Raw genomic sequence first — 14,748 nt, 5'->3', positions numbered from 1 at the left:
CCTCCTCACGGGCGCAACGGACGCTGGAACACTCCTATAAATCGCGCACGATCCTCGACCTGAAGATCACGCGCCGCCGGCGCGGCGTTCGGCCAGCGCCAGCTTTGCGATCCTGAACGCATGGTTGGCGGCCGGCACGCCGGCATAGACCGCGACATGCATCAGCGCCTCGCGGATATCCTCCTCCGTCGCGCCGGTGTTCACGGTGGCGCGCACGTGCATCGCCACCTCGTCGTCATGGCCGAGCGCGGCCAGAAGCGCGATCGTCACCATCGAGCGCTCGCGTTTCGTCCAGTGCGTTCCCGACCAGACGGTTCCCCAGGCGGATTCGGTGATCAGCGTCTGGAATGGCTGGTCGAAGGGCGTCGCCCCGGCGCTCGCCCGGTCCACATGGGCATCGCCCAGAACGGAGCGGCGCGTGGCCATGCCTTTCGCATAGCGTTCGGAGGGCGCGGCATTATCGGTCATCGGTCAAGCTCCGGCAAGGTTTTCAGAAAGGCTGCCACGGCGGCGGCGTAGGCAACCGGCTGTTCGACGCAGGGAATGTGGCCGCTGCCGGCGATCTCGACATAGCGGCTGCCGGGAACGAGCGCGGCGAGGGACTTCACCACCTCCGGCGGGGTGGAACCATCTAGGTCGCCGCCGACACACAGGACGGGCACGGCGATGCGCGCGGCGGCGGCGGTGAAATCGGCATCGCGGATCGCCGCGCAGGTGCCGCAATAGCCTTCGGCCGGCTGGCGGGCCAGCATGTTGCGGCACCCGGCATAGAGCGCATTGTCCGGCTGGCGGAAGGCGGGCGTGAACCAGCGTTCCATGACCGGGTCGATCATGCCGCCAAGCCCATCCTTCAGAATCGCGTCGATGCGGGCATTCCACATTTCGGGCGTGCCGATCCTGTGGGCGGTGTTGGAAAGAACGAGGCCGCGAACGAGATCGGGGCGCGCAGCGTAAAGCCCCTGCGCGATCAGCCCGCCGACCGACAGCCCCCAGATGACGGCGCTCTTCACCCCGAGATGGTCGAGCAGGGCGGCGAGGTCGCCGGCATGGGCCTCGATGGAACAGGGCGGCTGGCCGACGTCGGAAAGGCCGTGGCCACGCTTGTCGTGCAGCACATAGGCATAGGCGTCGCCCAGTTCGGCGATCACCGCATCCCAGATGCGGAAATCCGTGCCGAGCGAATTGACGAAGGCGATCACCGGCCGGCCGTCGAGCGGGCCGATGGCGCGATAATAGATCGCCGTATCGCCGACCTTTAGAAAATTCATCGTCGTGTTCCTCCGATAGTCATATTGCAATGGCAATCCGGTTAAGTAAAATGAGTTTTTCTCGTTAATCGATAACCGTAGAGTTATGGTTCTTCCGATCGATCCGCGCATCAAGTTCCGCCACCTGCAAAGTTTCGTCGAGGTGGCCCGCCAGAGGAGCGTCAACAAGGCGGCGCGGATCCTGCATGTCAGCCAGCCCGCCGTGACGAAGACGATCCGGGAACTGGAGGATATCCTGGGCGTCGTGCTGTTCGAGCGGGAAGGGCGCGGCATCCGCACGAACAGCCAGGGCGACGTGTTCCTGCGCCACGCGGGCGCGACGCTGACGGCGCTCAGGCAGGCGGTCGATTCCGTCTCGCCGGACATGGCCCGCTCGGGCCCGCCGGTGCGCGTCGGCGCGCTGCCGACGGTGTCCGTGCGCATCATGCCGAAAGCCATGTCGCGGTTCCTCGGGGAGGGGACCGCCAGCCCGGTCAAGATCGTCACCGGCGAGAACGCCGTTCTTCTGGAACAGTTGCGCGTGGGCGATCTCGATCTCGTGGTCGGGCGTCTCGCCGCGCCGGAGAAGATGACCGGCCTTTCCTTCGAGCATCTCTATTCGGAGCGGGTGCTGTTCACCGTCCGCACCGGCCATCCGCTTCTCGCCGCCGGCGCCAATGTCTTCGACCGCCTGGGGGACTATCCCGTGCTGATGCCGACGCGCAATTCCGTGATCCGGCCGATCGTCGAGCAGTTCCTGATCACCCACGGCGTACCCGCCCTGCCGAACCAGATCGAAACCGTTTCCGATGCCTTCGGCCGCGCCTTCCTGTCGGCGAGCGACGCGATCTGGATCATTTCAGAAGGCGTCGTCGCCGGCGACATCAGGGACGGCGCGCTGGCCGTGCTGCCGCTGGAAACCGCCGACACGCGCGGCCCGGTGGGGCTGACGATGCGGGCCGACACGCTGCCGTCCATGCCGCTGGCCCTTCTGATGCAGGCCATCCGGGCGGCTGCGGCCGACCTGTCCCCGGTCCCGGACGACCGCGGCGCGTAAGGGCCAGAACCCGAGGCGCGTCGCGCTCCCGTCTGCGCCGCCCGTCATTCTGCGACGGCGCCGGTCGGGAAGGCAATTTTTCTACAAAACCAATAGAAAAAGAATGAACTGTCTTTCTCCGCCGCAGCCCACCCGCCATAGTCGGGACATGGTTCGGCAACCGAAAGGGAGAGACACTCCGATGACCGCAGAATTCATCAGCGTAACGTTTCCAAACGCCTCGAATGAGCTCCACCCGATCCCGAATGCCCCGGTGGACCCGCAGTTTCTGGAGCGTTATGCGCGGGCACTCGACGATTACGGCTTCAACTACACGTTGATCCCCTATTCCTCGTCCTCCTTCGATCCCTTCACCCTCGGCGCGACGATCCTCGCCCATACGCGCAACATCAAGATCATCGTCGCCCTGCGGCCCAACACCGTTTATCCGACCGTCGCGGCGAAATCGCTGGCGACACTCGACCAGCTGAGCGGCGGGCGCGTGGTCGTCCACTTCATCGCCGGCGGCAGCGACGAGGAGCAGGCCCGCGAGGGCGATTTCCTCAACAAGGAGCAGCGCTACGAGCGGCAGGAGGAATATATCCGCATCCTGCGGCTTGCCTGGACCTCGACCGAGCCCTTCGACTTCGACGGGAAATACTATCAGTTCAAGAATTTCCGCAGCGCCGTGCGCCCCACCAACGGCCTCATTCCGATCTCACTCGGCGGCTCCTCGGATGCGGCCTACCGGATCGGCGGATCACTGTGCGATATCTTCGGCCTGTGGGGCGAGCCGCTCGCAGAAACGAAGCAGCAGATCGACCGCATCTACGCGGAAGCGGCCAGGGCCGGGCGCACCGACCGTCCGCGCATCTGGGTCACGTTCCGCCCCATCGTCGCCGAAACCGACGAACTGGCCTGGGCCAAGGCCGAAAAGGTTCTGGAGGCGCTGAAATCGAACCGTGAAAAGGGTCTCGGCAGGACGCCGGCCTCCGCGCCGCCGCCGGCCAATGTCGGCTCGCAGCGCCTGCTGGAAATCGCCGCGCGCGGCGACGTGCAGGATCGTGCCCTGTGGTATCCGACCGTCACCGCCACCAATGCCGGCGGCGCGTCCACCGCGCTGGTCGGCTCGCCGCGCACCATCGCCGATTCCATTCTCGACTACATCGACCTCGGCGCCGACCTGATCTCGATCCGCGGCTACGACAACTTCAACGATGCGGTCGATTACGGCCGCTACATCCTGCCGCTGGTGCGCGAAGGCCTCCGCGAGCGGGAAGAGGCGAAGAAGAAGGCCGCGGCGTAATTCCGCATCCGGCCCGGCACACTCTCGCGCCGGGCCGCACGGTCGGCGGCAAGCATCGCCGCCATGCGGCCTCCGTCGCTCTCCATCAGAAGGCTTCACCACCATGTTCCATGACGCAGCCGCACTGGCGGCAACCGTGCGGGTCCTGTCGGAAGCGGCCCCCGAAGCGGACCGCACCGGCGCTTTCCCGTGGACGGGCATCCGCGCCGTGCATGAAAGCGGGCTTCTGGAAAGCACCGTCGGCACCCGCTACGGCGGACGGGGGGCGACGCTTGCCGATGCTGGCTATATCCTCGCCGCGCTGGGCCGCGGCGATCCGTCCGTGGCGCTGATCAGCGCCATGACGATCCTGACCCATCTCGGCCAGGCGACGACGGGCCGCTGGCCCGACGGCCTCTACCGGCGGCTGCTGGCGGAAGCCAGACACAAGCCGCTGCTGCTCAACGCGGCCCGCGTCGAGCCGGACCTCGGCTCACCCGCCCGCGGCGGCCTGCCCGACACGCTGGCACGCCGCACCGCCGCAGGCTGGTCGATTTCCGGCCGCAAGCGCTTCGTCACCGGCGCCCACGGCCTCACCCATTTCCTCGTCTGGGCGCGCACGGACGATGCCGAGCCGAAGGTCGGCACCTTCGTCGTGCCCGCCAGCCTGCCCGGCATCCGGGTGATCGAGAACTGGAACAGCCTCGGCATGCGCGCCACCGGCTCGCACGACGTCGAATACACGGATGTCGAAATCCCCGACGAAAACGTTCTGGAACTGGTGGACGCCGCGCAGGCCGGACAGGACAACCGCGCCCATGCCGGCACCTCGCTGGTGCTGGTGGCGATCTATCTCGGCGTGGCGGAAGCCGCGCAGGACGCCTTCAGCCGGTTCGCCCATGAACGGGTGCCGGGCAATCTCGGCCACCCCGTCGCCCGCACCGAGCGTTTCGTGACGCTTTCCGGGGAAATCGACCTGCTCGTCTCCGGCGCGCGGCAGATCATCTTCGACGCGCTCGAAGCCGGCACGGGCGACCCCGAGCGGCTGATCCGGGCCCGGCTTCTGGCCGGGCGGCAATTGCGCGATGCCGTGCAGATCGCGGTGCGCGGCCTCGGCAATCCGGGCCTCAATGCCGATAACGCTCTGGAACGGCATTTCCGCGACATACAGGCCGTGCTCGTCCACGCGCCGCAGGAAGACACCGCCGTCTCCCTTCTCGGCCGTTCAGCCTTCGAACGATGGCGCACGCAGGCGGAAAGCCAGTCCCCGCCGGCGCCGGCGCCCGCCTCCATCCTCAGGACCGCCTGACAACAACGGGATCACGAACATGACGTCCTTCTCCTCGCCATTCCTCACCCGTCGCCGTCTTCTGCTGTCGGCCAGCGCGCTCGCCGCTGCCGGCGCGGCGGGCCTGCCGCTTTCCTCGCCCGCCCGGGCCGCCGACGACACCCCGAAGACGGGCGGCACGCTGCGCATCGCCTTCCTCCGCGACAACACCACGCTCGTCAGCCTCGATCCGTTCCAGGTCTACTGGCTGGAACATCGCGTCGTGCTGCGCAATGTCGTCGAATCGCTGACCGATCAGGACCCGGAGACCGGCGAGATCATTCCGTGGCTGGCGACGGGATGGCAGATCAGCGACGACGGGCTGGCCTACACCTTCACGCTGCGCGACGACGTGACCTTCTCGAACGGCGAGCCGTTCGACGCCGAGGCCGTGCGCATCGCGCTCGATTCCAACAAGGAGTTCGCGCAGGCCGTTCCGGCCACCTTCGGCCGCACCTATCTGGCCGGCTACGACCGCTCGGAAGTGGTCGATCCGCACACGATCCGCATCCATCTCGCCCAGCCGAATGCCGGCTTCCTCCAGGCCACCTCCACCACCAACCTCTCGATCCTCGCGCCGGAATCCTACAAGCGCACGCCGCAGGAGCGCTCGCTCGGCGCGCTGGTCGGCACCGGCCCGTTCACGCTCGAATCCTACACGCCCGAAGTCGGCATCCGGCTGAAACGGCGCGAGGACTATGCCTGGCCCTCCGCCGCCGTGAAAAACCGCGGCAAGGCCTGGCTCGAAGCCGTCGACGTGCGCTACATCACCGAGGAGAGCGTGCGCAACGGCCAGTTCATCCAGGGCCAGATCGATCTTCTGTGGCCGCGCGATCCCTTCGCGGAAGTCGATCTCGACCTGTTCAAGGCGAACGGCGCCCAGATTCTCGAACGCTCGCTGCCCGGCCCCGCGCTGAACCTCTACCCGAACACCGCCGAAGGCCGTATCCTGAGCGATCCGAAGGTGCGCGCCGCTTTCCAGAAGTCCATCGACCGCGAAAGCTATGCCAAGGGCATCTTCAGCGCCGATTTTCCGACCGTGCAGGGCCCCTACGACGTCACGACCCCGTTCTTCAAGTCGCAGGCCGACAAGCTCGGCTACGATCCCGAAGGCGCGGCAAAGCTGCTGGACGAGGCCGGCTGGACGCCGGGCGACGGCGGCTGGCGCTACAAGGACGGCAAGCGGCTGACGCTCGTCCGCCCGCTTCAGGGCGCGGAAACCGCCGGCGACGTGCTGATCCAGGACCAGTTGCGCCAGGTCGGCATCGAGCTGAAGCTGGAGGTTCTGGTGGCCGGCGAATACCAGGCCTTCGTCTCGGCCGCCCGCTACGACCTGCATTCCAGCTACATGACCCGCGCCGATCCGGTGGTGCTCCAGACGATCCTCGATCCGCGCTACACCGCCAACTCGGCGCTTTCAGTCAATGCCTATCCGCCGGAAACGCTCGCCAAGGCGCAGGCGCTGTTCGACGAGGGCCTGCGCAACACCTCGCGCGAAGGCCGCGCCGAGGCTTACGGCGCGCTTCAGGACCTGCTGATCGACGACAACGTCGCCTTCCCGATCTACGAGCGCCTGTGGCAGGCTGCCGCCCAGCCGGGCGTCCGGGGCTTCCAGTGGACGTCCGAAGGCTTCGCGCTGCTCAGCGACATCTGGCTGGCGGCCGACGCCTGACAGGGGAAACGGTGAAACCATGACACGCTATATCCTCGGCCGGATCGCCCAGGCGGTGCTCGTCCTGTGGGGCGCCTATACGATCACCTATGCGATCCTCTACCTCCTTCCCAGCGACACGCTGGCGATCATGCTCACCGCCTCGGGCGTCGATGCGGACACGCTGAGCCCGGAACAGCTCGCGCAGGCCCGGCAGTATTACGGCCTCGACCGCGGCGTTTTCGAGCAATATTTCGACCTTCTCGGAAAGATCGTCACCGGGGATTTCGGAACGTCGCTGAGCAACGGCCGGCCGGTGGCGGAGCTTCTGGCGGAAAGGCTGCCGCAAACCCTGCGGCTTTCGGGCCTCGCCGTCCTGCTGTCGGTGCTCGGTGGCTTCGGCTTCGCCTATCTGGCGGCGTGGCTGCGCTGGAAGCCGCTGCGCACCGTGCTGCGGCGCCTGCCGGCGCTGGGACTGTCCGTGCCGGTGTTCTGGACGGGCCTGCTCTTCATCCAGATCTTCGCCTTCAGCCTCGGCTGGTTCCCCTCGATGGGCAACGAGGGCTTCGAATCGCTCATCCTGCCGGCGGTGACGCTCGCTATCCCGAGCGCCGCGATCTACGCGCAGGTGCTGCTCAAGGGCTTCGACGACATCTGGATCGAGCCCTATGTGACGACGGCGCGCGCCAAGGGGCTCGCGCGCGGCCAGATCCAGTGGCGGCACGTGCTGCGCAACGCCAGCCTGCCGATCCTGACGCTGGTCGGCCTTCAGGTCGGCAACACGGTGTCCGGTGCGGTGCTGGTCGAAACCGTGTTCACCCGCGTCGGCGTCGGCCGGCTGGTGCAGGAGGCGGTGCTGCGGCAGGACATGCCGGTGGTGCTGGCCGTCGTGTCGATCTCGGCGGTCGCCTTCGTCATCGTCAACCTCGCCGTCGACCTGCTTTACCCGCTCCTCGACCCGCGCATCACCCGCACGGCCAAAGTCACCTGAAGGAGACTGCCATGACCGCTCAGGACTATACGGGCCCCGCGCCCCTCGGCATCGTCCATGCCCGGCCGGACAGGGACGACGACGTGACGATCCGCTCCGCCCGGCTGCGCCGCTGGCGGGAGGTGGCGCGGCTTTCGCGCAACCGCCCCGGCTTCCTGCTGGCGCTTGCCTTCATCCTCTTCGTCCTGGTCGCCGCCATCGCTCCCGCATGGCTCACGCAGTTCGATCCCTACGCCACCGCGCCGCTGCAAAAGCTCAAAAGCCCGAGCCTCGTCCATTTCTTCGGAACAGACGAACTCGGCCGCGACCTCTACACGCGCGTCATCTACGGCGCCTCGCTCTCCGTGCAGGCCGCCGTTCTGGCGGTGGCCATCGCCTTCTTCGGCGGCTCGGCGCTGGGGCTGTTCGCCGGCTTCTTCGGCGGGCGGACCGACAGCGTCATCATGCGCCTGATCGACGTCCTGCTCGCGCTGCCCAGCCTGCTGCTGGCGCTTTCCATCGTCACCGCCATCGGCTTCGGCACCATTCCGGTGGCGATCGCCGTCGGATTCGGCATCCTGCCGGGCTTCGCGCGCACCATGCGGGCGGAGGTTCTCCGGGTGAAGACGCTTCCTTACGTGGAAGCCGCCCGGCTGGGCGGCGCCGGCTGGTTCGCGGTGCTGAAGAACCACATCCTGCCGAATGCCTCGGGCGCGGTGCTGGTGCTCGCCACGCTCGATTTCGGCGTGGCGATCCTCGTCGCCTCGGGCCTCAGCTTCCTCGGCTTCGGCGCCGCGCCGCCGCTGGCCGAATGGGGCACGCTGATCGCCAACGGCCGCAAGTTCCTGATGACCGCCCCGTGGCTGTCGCTGGTGCCGGGCCTGTTCGTGGCGCTGGCGGTCTTCTCCCTCAACCACATTTCGCGCACGCTCGAGGAGATCTGGCGATGACCGGTGAAACCCAGGCCAGGATCGTCGATCTGACGAATCTCGACATCGCCTACCGCTCCGGCGACCAGATCGTCGAGGCCGTCAGGCAGGCGAACCTCGCCATCGCCCCCGGCGAGGTCGTCGCCATCGTCGGCGAATCCGGCTCGGGCAAGTCGACGATCGCCAATGCGCTGTCGGGCCTTCTGCCGGACAACGCCACCATCGGCGGCGGCACGATCACCGTCGCCGGCGAGGACGTGACCCGCGCGCGAGAAGGGGTGTGGCGCGCGCTGCGCGGCCGCGTCGTCGGCCTCGTACCGCAGGACCCGATGGTGAGCCTCAACCCGACGATGCGGATCGGCCGCCAGATCGGCGAGGCCATCGAGCGGGTGCGGGGCCACCGCGGCCGCAGCCTCGACGCCGACGTGGTGGCGCTGCTCGAGCAGGTCGGCATCGACCGGCCGGAGCTGCGCGCCCGGCAATATCCGCACGAGCTTTCCGGGGGCATGCGCCAGCGTGTGCTGATTGCCATCGCGCTTGCCGGCGAGCCGGAACTGATCATCGCCGACGAGCCGACCAGCGCGCTCGACGCCACCGTGCAGCGCCGCATTCTCGACCATCTGGAACGGCTGGTGAAGGATCGCGGCATTTCCATGCTGATCATCACCCACGATCTCGGCGTCGCCGCCGACCGGGCCGACCGCGTCCTGGTGATGCAGGCCGGGCGGATCGTGGAGCAGGGGCACCCCGACGCCATCCTGCGCGCGCCGGCGCAACCCTATACCCGCGCGCTGATCGCCGCCGCGCCGGCGCTCGGCAAGCCGCTGTTCGACCGCCGCCGCCCGGTCGCGGCCAATGACGGCCGGGAAATCTTCCGCTTCGAAGGCGTCAGCAAGACCTTCGACCTGCCGGGCGAAAGCGCGTGGTTCGGACGCAGCGTCAAGCGGTCGTTCCAGGCGCTCGACGATGTGAGCTTCGGCGTCGAGGCCGGGCGGACGCTCGCCATCGTCGGCGAATCCGGCTCGGGCAAGACCACCTCGCTGCGCATCGCGCTCGGTCTCGAAAGCGCCACGTCCGGCCGGGTGATCTTCGAAGGGAAGGACATCTCGAAACTGGGCTGGAACGCGTTCCGGCCGTTGCGCCAGCGCATCCAACTCGTGCAGCAGAACCCGTTCGCCGCGCTCGACCCGCGCTACACCGTCTACGAAAGCATCGTCGAGCCGCTCCAGTCCTTCGGCCGCCATTCCGCGCAGGAACTGGAGGCTCGCGCCCGCCATCTCGTCGACCGGGTGCATCTGCCCCGGCTGGCGCTGAACCGCCTGCCGCGCGAGCTTTCCGGCGGCCAGCGCCAGCGCGTGGCGATTGCCCGCGCGCTGGCGCTCGGCCCGGAGCTTCTGTTCCTCGACGAGCCGGTCTCGGCGCTCGACGTATCCATTCAGGCGCAGATCCTCGATCTGCTCGGCGAATTGCAGCGCGATCTCGGCGTCACCTACGTGTTCGTCTCGCACGACCTGTCCGTGGTCTCGGCCATTGCCGACCGCATCGTCGTGCTGCGGCGGGGACGGGTCGTGGAGGCGGGGCCGGCGGGCGAAGTCTTCGGTTCTCCGAAGGCGGATTATACGAGGGAGCTGCTCGACGCCATTCCCGGAAGACGGGCATGAGGCAGGGCCCGCGTCCCGCACCATCACCAATTCGAACCGGCACGCGCCTGCGGGATTTCCAGACCGCAGGCGCCGGGGTCCGCAGACGGAGGCATATGGAATATATTCATGAGAGCATCGATATCCGAGCAAATACTGACTGTCGCCGGCACGCTTTTCTATAGCGAAGGCATCCGTGCCGTCGGCATCGACCGCATCGTCGAGGAGGCGAACGTCGCCAAGGCGACGCTCTATCGGCATTTCCCGTCCAAGGACCATCTCGTGGCGGCCTATCTCGTCCAGCGGCACGAGCGGGTCCTGCGGTCGCTGGAGGAGGTGACGGACACCGTGCCCGATCCGCGCGACCAGATCGCCCTGATCTTCGAACGCCTGTTCGAAAAGGCCGACAGCCAGGAATTCCGCGGCTGCGCCTTCGCGCTGGCCGTGGCCGAACATGGCGATTCCGACCGTGTCGTTTCCGTGGCCCGCGAGCACAAGGACGCGGTGCGCGGCATCTTCCAGGCCGTGATGAGACATGCAGGCACCGTTCCCGAACGACCGGCGGCGCATCTCGCCCTGCTTTACGAGGGTGCGCTGGCGACCGTTGCCGTCAGCCACGATCCGCGCGCGGTTCTCGTGGCGCGCGACTGTGCGCTGGCCGTTTTCGACACCGCCACCCGTTCCCGCGCGCCGACAGGAGAAAACGTGCAATGACCAGGACAATCGACTATTTCTTCGGCATCGGCTCGCCTTGGGTCTTTATCGGCTTCGATCCGTTCATCGCGCTCGCACAGCGCTTCGACGCCGAAATCCGGCCGCACCTCATTCCGCTGATCGAGGAAAACGGCGGTATCTATTCGCGCAACCGGCCCGAGGCGCGGCGGACCTACTGGACCAAGGATCTGCGACGCTGGGCGGCGCTGCGCGGCAAGACGCTTTCCCTCGAAAACCGGGCGGCGCTTTCCGATCCCGGCCCGGCCGGACTGCTCGTCGCCGCCGCCGCGCTCGACGGCCAGGACTGGATCGGCCTGACGCGGACGCTTCAGGAAGCATTCTGGGGGCGGGGCGAGGATATCGGCAGGCCCGAGGTCCGCGCAGCCCTTGCCTTTTCCGCCGGCTTCGACCCGGAAGCGCTGGAGGCGCGGGCCGGCAGCAGCGAGGTGAAGGCCCAACTCGACGCCAATTACGAACTTGCCCGCAAGGCCGGAGTCTTCGGCATCCCCACCTTCCGTTACGAGGGCGAATTGTACTGGGGCCAGGACAGCCTGCCCTTTCTCGAACGCCACCTTGCCGACGAGAAGCTCATCGCCTGAACTGCCGGCCCGGAAGGTTCACACGCCGTCCGTTTCGTCATACCCTGAGAAGCGGTTGCGGACGGCACCGGCGAAAGGAATGGGGAATGGTCGATCGGGTTCTGGGCGTCGTGCTTGCCGGCGGGCTGGCGCGACGGATGGGAGACGGCGGCCACCGGGCATTGCCCGACAAGGGGCGGCTCGACCTCGGCGGGCAAAGCCTGATGGCCGAGGTGATCGCCCGGCTGGCCGGGCAATGCGACCGGCTGGTGCTGAACGCCAACGGAAACGCCGCGCGCTTCGCCGATCTGGGCCTGACGGTGGTGCCGGACAGTATCGCCGGCTTTCCCGGCCCGCTGGCCGGCGTGCTGGCGGGCATGGACCATGCCGCCGGCCTCGGCTTCACCCATGTGCTGAGCGCGGCCGCCGACACGCCCTTCCTGCCGGAGGACCTTGCCGCAAGGCTGAAGGAAGCCTCAGCCTTGCAGTCACGGCCCATCGCCCTTGCCGCCACCCGCGAGAACGGGCGGCTGGTGCGCCATCCCACCTTCGGCCTCTGGCCAGTCGACCTGCGCGCGGACCTGCGCGCCGCCCTCGACGACGGGGTTTCGAAGGTGGTGGTCTGGACCGACCGCCACGGAACGGCACTGGCCGAATTTCCCGCAACGCCCGTCGATCCGTTCTTCAACGTCAACACGCCGGAGGATCTGGAACGGGCGCGGGCGATCTGGCAAAACCGCCACCGCGCATGAGGACGCGCGTCTGGAGCATGTCCGCTTTTCCCCGAATCGCGAACACGCTCCAACCGTTTGTTTTCAGGCATTTCGCGGCAGGCAAAACCGCTTCACACTTTTGCTGGAACGGCTCTGGCGCCTGTGGAAATCGGGGGAGAAGCCCGCTTCTGTCACACATCTGAATCCGGCCGCGGCAACAATTTCGCTTGACCTTCGGCGGCAACCGGCGCATGTCCGGCGCAGCGCCCCTGCGCGCGTTTTCCAAAGGAACCGACAAGATGGACCCCGACAGTCGAAGTTCGACCGACGTCTGCCGCCCTGTCCGGTAAGGGATGATCCATCCTGCTCCGGCGGGGCTACAAGCCCTTCAAGGAGCATTCCATGCTGCGCATGTTCGTCCACGAGTCAGACCGCCTCGTTCTGCGGGAAAATCTTCCCGAAACGCTGGCCGAAGCCGTGAACCCCGTCCTCTGGTACGATCTGCTGAACCCCACGCCCGAAGAGGGGCGGGAGGTGGAGGCTGTTCTCGGCCTTTCCATCCCGACCCGCGACGAGATGGAGGAAATCGAGCTTTCCGCCCGCCTCTATCAGGACACCGGCGCGACCTTCCTGACGCTGACCGCGCTGATCGTGGCCGAGGGCGGCGAGCCCGGCAAGACGCCGATCACCTTCATCCTCAAGGACAGGGTGCTGGTGACGGTGCGCTACGCCGTGACCCGGCCGTTCGACCTCTTCGTCGCCCGCGCCCGCCACGGCAGCAGCGGCGTGCCCTGTAGCAACGGCGAACTCATCATGCTCGGGCTGATCGAGGCGCTGACGGACCGGCTGGCGGATATACTGGAGCGCGTCGGCAATGAAATCGACATCATCTCGCGCAGCGTCTTCCGCAGCCAGAAGGCCACGGCGGAGAAGAAGACCAACGATCTGCGCTCGCTGATCGAGCAGCTGGGCCAGAAGGGCGACTTCCTCGGCGGCGTGCGCGAAAGCATGGTCAGCATCGCGCGCCTCGTGGCCTACCACGCGGCGCTGGAAGGAACGGGCCGCAAGCCGACCAAGGAAGCCCGCCAGATGGTGAAGCTGCTGCAACGCGACGCGGTTTCGCTCGGCGATCACGCCGCCTTCCTGTCGGGCAAGGTGAATTTCCTGCTCGACGCGACGCTCGGCCTGATCAACCTCGAGCAGAGCCAGATCATCAAGATCTTCACCGTCGCCTCGGTCGTCTTCCTGCCGCCGACACTGGTCGCCTCCATCTACGGCATGAACTTCGAACTGATGCCGGAACTGGAATGGACGCTCGGCTATCCCTGGGCCATCCTCTTGATGGTGTGCTCCGCCGCGCTGCCGTTCTTCTATTTCAAGCGCCGGGGCTGGCTCTGACCCCGGAGCAAGGGGCCGGACACGGCGGCCGCGGCAGAAGCCTCAAGCGGCCCTCGGCGCCCAGCTTGCGAAGGGGTCGGGCAGGTTGCGCCACTTTTCCGGCGTGAAACCCTCGGCCCCGACCAGGCAGGCGTCGAGTTCGGCGCGGATCGCCGCCTCGTCCATCGGATCGGCGCCGATGAAGACGATCTCCTGCCGCCGGTCGCCCCAGACCGGATCGAGATAGGGCTTCATCATTTTCAGGAAGACGGGATCGTCCGGCCATTGCGTTTTCGGCACGGACGACCACCACAGGCCCATCTTCTGGGTGCGCACCAGCGCGCCGGCCTGGCTGACCTCGCCGACATAATGCGGCCGGGTCGCCAGCCAGAAGAAGCCCTTGGCGCGGACGACACCCGGCCAGTCCCGGTCGAGAAAGCGCTTGAAGCGTTGCGGATCGAAGGGCTGGCGGGCGCGGTAGACGAAGGAGCGGATGCCGTATTCCTCGGTTTCCGGCACATGGTCCTTGAAGCCGTGAAGCTCCTTGAACCACAGCGGATGCTGCTCGGCCCGGGCAAAATCGAACCGGCCGGTGCCGAGCACCTCCTTCGGATCGACCCTGCCGAAATCCGCCTCGATCAGCCTGGCATCCGGGTTCAGGCCGACGACGATCTTGCGGGCGGCATCGCGCTGCTGCGGCGTCGCCATGCCGATCTTGTTGAGGACGACGACATCGGCGAACTCGATCTGCTCGACGAGAAGATCGACGATGGTACGGTCGTCGCCGTCGCCGGCCGTCTCGCCGCGGTCCGACAGGAAATCGGCGGACCCGTAATCGGCCAGCAGATTGGCGGCGTCCACCACAGTCACCATCGTGTCGAGCCGCGCCACATCGGAGAGGCTCCGGCCGTTTTCGTCGCGGAAATCGAAGGTGGCGGCGACCGGCAGCGGCTCGGCAATGCCGGTCGATTCGATCAGGAGATAGTCGAAGCGGTTCTGTTCGGCCAGCGCGCGGACCTCGCTCAGAAGATCGTCGCGCAGCGTGCAACAGATGCAGCCGTTCGTCATCTCTACGAGCTGCTCCTCGGTGCGCGAGAGATTGGCGCCGCCGTCGCGCACCAGCGCTGCGTCGATGTTGACCTCGCTCATGTCGTTGACGATCAGCGCCACGCGCAAGCCGTCGCGATTGGCCAGGATGTGGTTGAGAAGCGTGGTCTTGCCCGCGCCGAGAAAACCGGAAAGCACGGTGACGGGAAGTTTTTTCGAAGACATGGCCTTACC

At 67.1% G+C, this 14,748-nt stretch carries 14 protein-coding genes; 11 read left to right on the top strand and 3 right to left on the bottom strand.

Annotated elements, in window-relative coordinates; all coding sequences use genetic code 11:
* Positions 1 to 66: 66 nt before the first annotated feature.
* Entirely contained in the window at positions 67 to 468 is a 402-nt protein-coding gene (gene pcaC, locus NOF55_RS13885; protein WP_306411982.1) for a 4-carboxymuconolactone decarboxylase, read from the bottom strand.
* On the bottom strand, positions 465 to 1,268 hold the full coding sequence (pcaD, locus tag NOF55_RS13880; protein WP_306411981.1) for a 3-oxoadipate enol-lactonase: 804 nt from the start codon (positions 1,266 to 1,268) through the stop codon (positions 465 to 467). The genes pcaC and pcaD overlap by 4 nt, the downstream gene beginning before the upstream one ends.
* 85 nt (positions 1,269 to 1,353) lie before the next feature.
* Here pcaD and pcaQ point away from each other — a divergent pair, with 85 nt between their 5' ends.
* The 11 genes from pcaQ (at position 1,354) to NOF55_RS13825 (ending at position 13,488) form a co-directional block, all read left to right on the top strand.
* Positions 1,354 to 2,304, top strand: a complete 951-nt coding sequence (gene pcaQ, locus NOF55_RS13875) for a pca operon transcription factor PcaQ (protein WP_306411980.1) — start codon at positions 1,354 to 1,356, stop codon at positions 2,302 to 2,304.
* A 181-nt stretch (positions 2,305 to 2,485) separates the two neighbouring features.
* On the top strand, positions 2,486 to 3,589 hold the full coding sequence (locus NOF55_RS13870) for an LLM class flavin-dependent oxidoreductase (RefSeq protein ID WP_306411979.1): 1,104 nt from the start codon (positions 2,486 to 2,488) through the stop codon (positions 3,587 to 3,589).
* 103 nt (positions 3,590 to 3,692) lie between these two features.
* The gene (locus NOF55_RS13865; RefSeq protein ID WP_306411978.1) at positions 3,693 to 4,877 is read left to right on the top strand and encodes an acyl-CoA dehydrogenase family protein; all 1,185 of its coding nucleotides are present in this window, start codon (positions 3,693 to 3,695) and stop codon (positions 4,875 to 4,877) included.
* A 19-nt stretch (positions 4,878 to 4,896) separates the two neighbouring features.
* Entirely contained in the window at positions 4,897 to 6,567 is a 1,671-nt protein-coding gene (locus NOF55_RS13860) for an ABC transporter substrate-binding protein (RefSeq protein ID WP_306411977.1), read from the top strand.
* 19 nt (positions 6,568 to 6,586) lie between these two features.
* Positions 6,587 to 7,537, top strand: coding sequence for an ABC transporter permease (locus NOF55_RS13855; protein WP_306411976.1), 951 nt, complete (start codon positions 6,587 to 6,589; stop codon positions 7,535 to 7,537).
* Between the two features lie 11 nt (positions 7,538 to 7,548).
* Complete coding sequence (locus NOF55_RS13850) at positions 7,549 to 8,466, top strand: ABC transporter permease (protein ID WP_306411975.1); 918 nt, start codon at positions 7,549 to 7,551, stop codon at positions 8,464 to 8,466.
* Positions 8,463 to 10,106 carry a dipeptide ABC transporter ATP-binding protein gene (locus tag NOF55_RS13845; RefSeq protein WP_306411974.1) on the top strand — a complete coding sequence of 548 codons (1,644 nt, stop codon included), beginning with the start codon at positions 8,463 to 8,465 and terminating at the stop codon, positions 10,104 to 10,106. Before NOF55_RS13850 ends, NOF55_RS13845 begins: the two co-directional genes overlap by 4 nt.
* Positions 10,107 to 10,214: 108 nt before the next feature.
* The gene (locus tag NOF55_RS13840) at positions 10,215 to 10,799 is read left to right on the top strand and encodes a TetR/AcrR family transcriptional regulator (protein ID WP_306411973.1); all 585 of its coding nucleotides are present in this window, start codon (positions 10,215 to 10,217) and stop codon (positions 10,797 to 10,799) included.
* On the top strand, positions 10,796 to 11,398 hold the full coding sequence (locus NOF55_RS13835; protein ID WP_306411972.1) for a 2-hydroxychromene-2-carboxylate isomerase: 603 nt from the start codon (positions 10,796 to 10,798) through the stop codon (positions 11,396 to 11,398). The genes NOF55_RS13840 and NOF55_RS13835 overlap by 4 nt, the downstream gene beginning before the upstream one ends.
* A gap of 86 nt (positions 11,399 to 11,484) precedes the next feature.
* A complete protein-coding gene (gene mobA / locus NOF55_RS13830) occupies positions 11,485 to 12,129 on the top strand; it encodes a molybdenum cofactor guanylyltransferase MobA (RefSeq protein ID WP_306411971.1) in 645 nt (214 codons plus the stop codon).
* A 363-nt stretch (positions 12,130 to 12,492) separates the two neighbouring features.
* Positions 12,493 to 13,488 carry a magnesium transporter CorA family protein gene (locus NOF55_RS13825; RefSeq protein ID WP_306411970.1) on the top strand — a complete coding sequence of 332 codons (996 nt, stop codon included), beginning with the start codon at positions 12,493 to 12,495 and terminating at the stop codon, positions 13,486 to 13,488.
* 42 nt (positions 13,489 to 13,530) lie between these two features.
* Here the strand turns inward: NOF55_RS13825 and zigA are convergent, their stop codons facing one another.
* The gene (gene zigA / locus NOF55_RS13820) at positions 13,531 to 14,739 is read right to left on the bottom strand and encodes a zinc metallochaperone GTPase ZigA (RefSeq protein ID WP_306411969.1); all 1,209 of its coding nucleotides are present in this window, start codon (positions 14,737 to 14,739) and stop codon (positions 13,531 to 13,533) included.
* Positions 14,740 to 14,748 lie beyond the last annotated feature (9 nt).

Source organism: Ectorhizobium quercum (genome assembly GCF_026552795.1).
GTDB lineage: Bacteria > Pseudomonadota > Alphaproteobacteria > Rhizobiales > Rhizobiaceae > Ectorhizobium > Ectorhizobium quercum.
The sequence above is the reverse complement of the archived record's forward strand: the minus strand, read 5'-3'. Positions and strand labels throughout refer to the sequence as shown.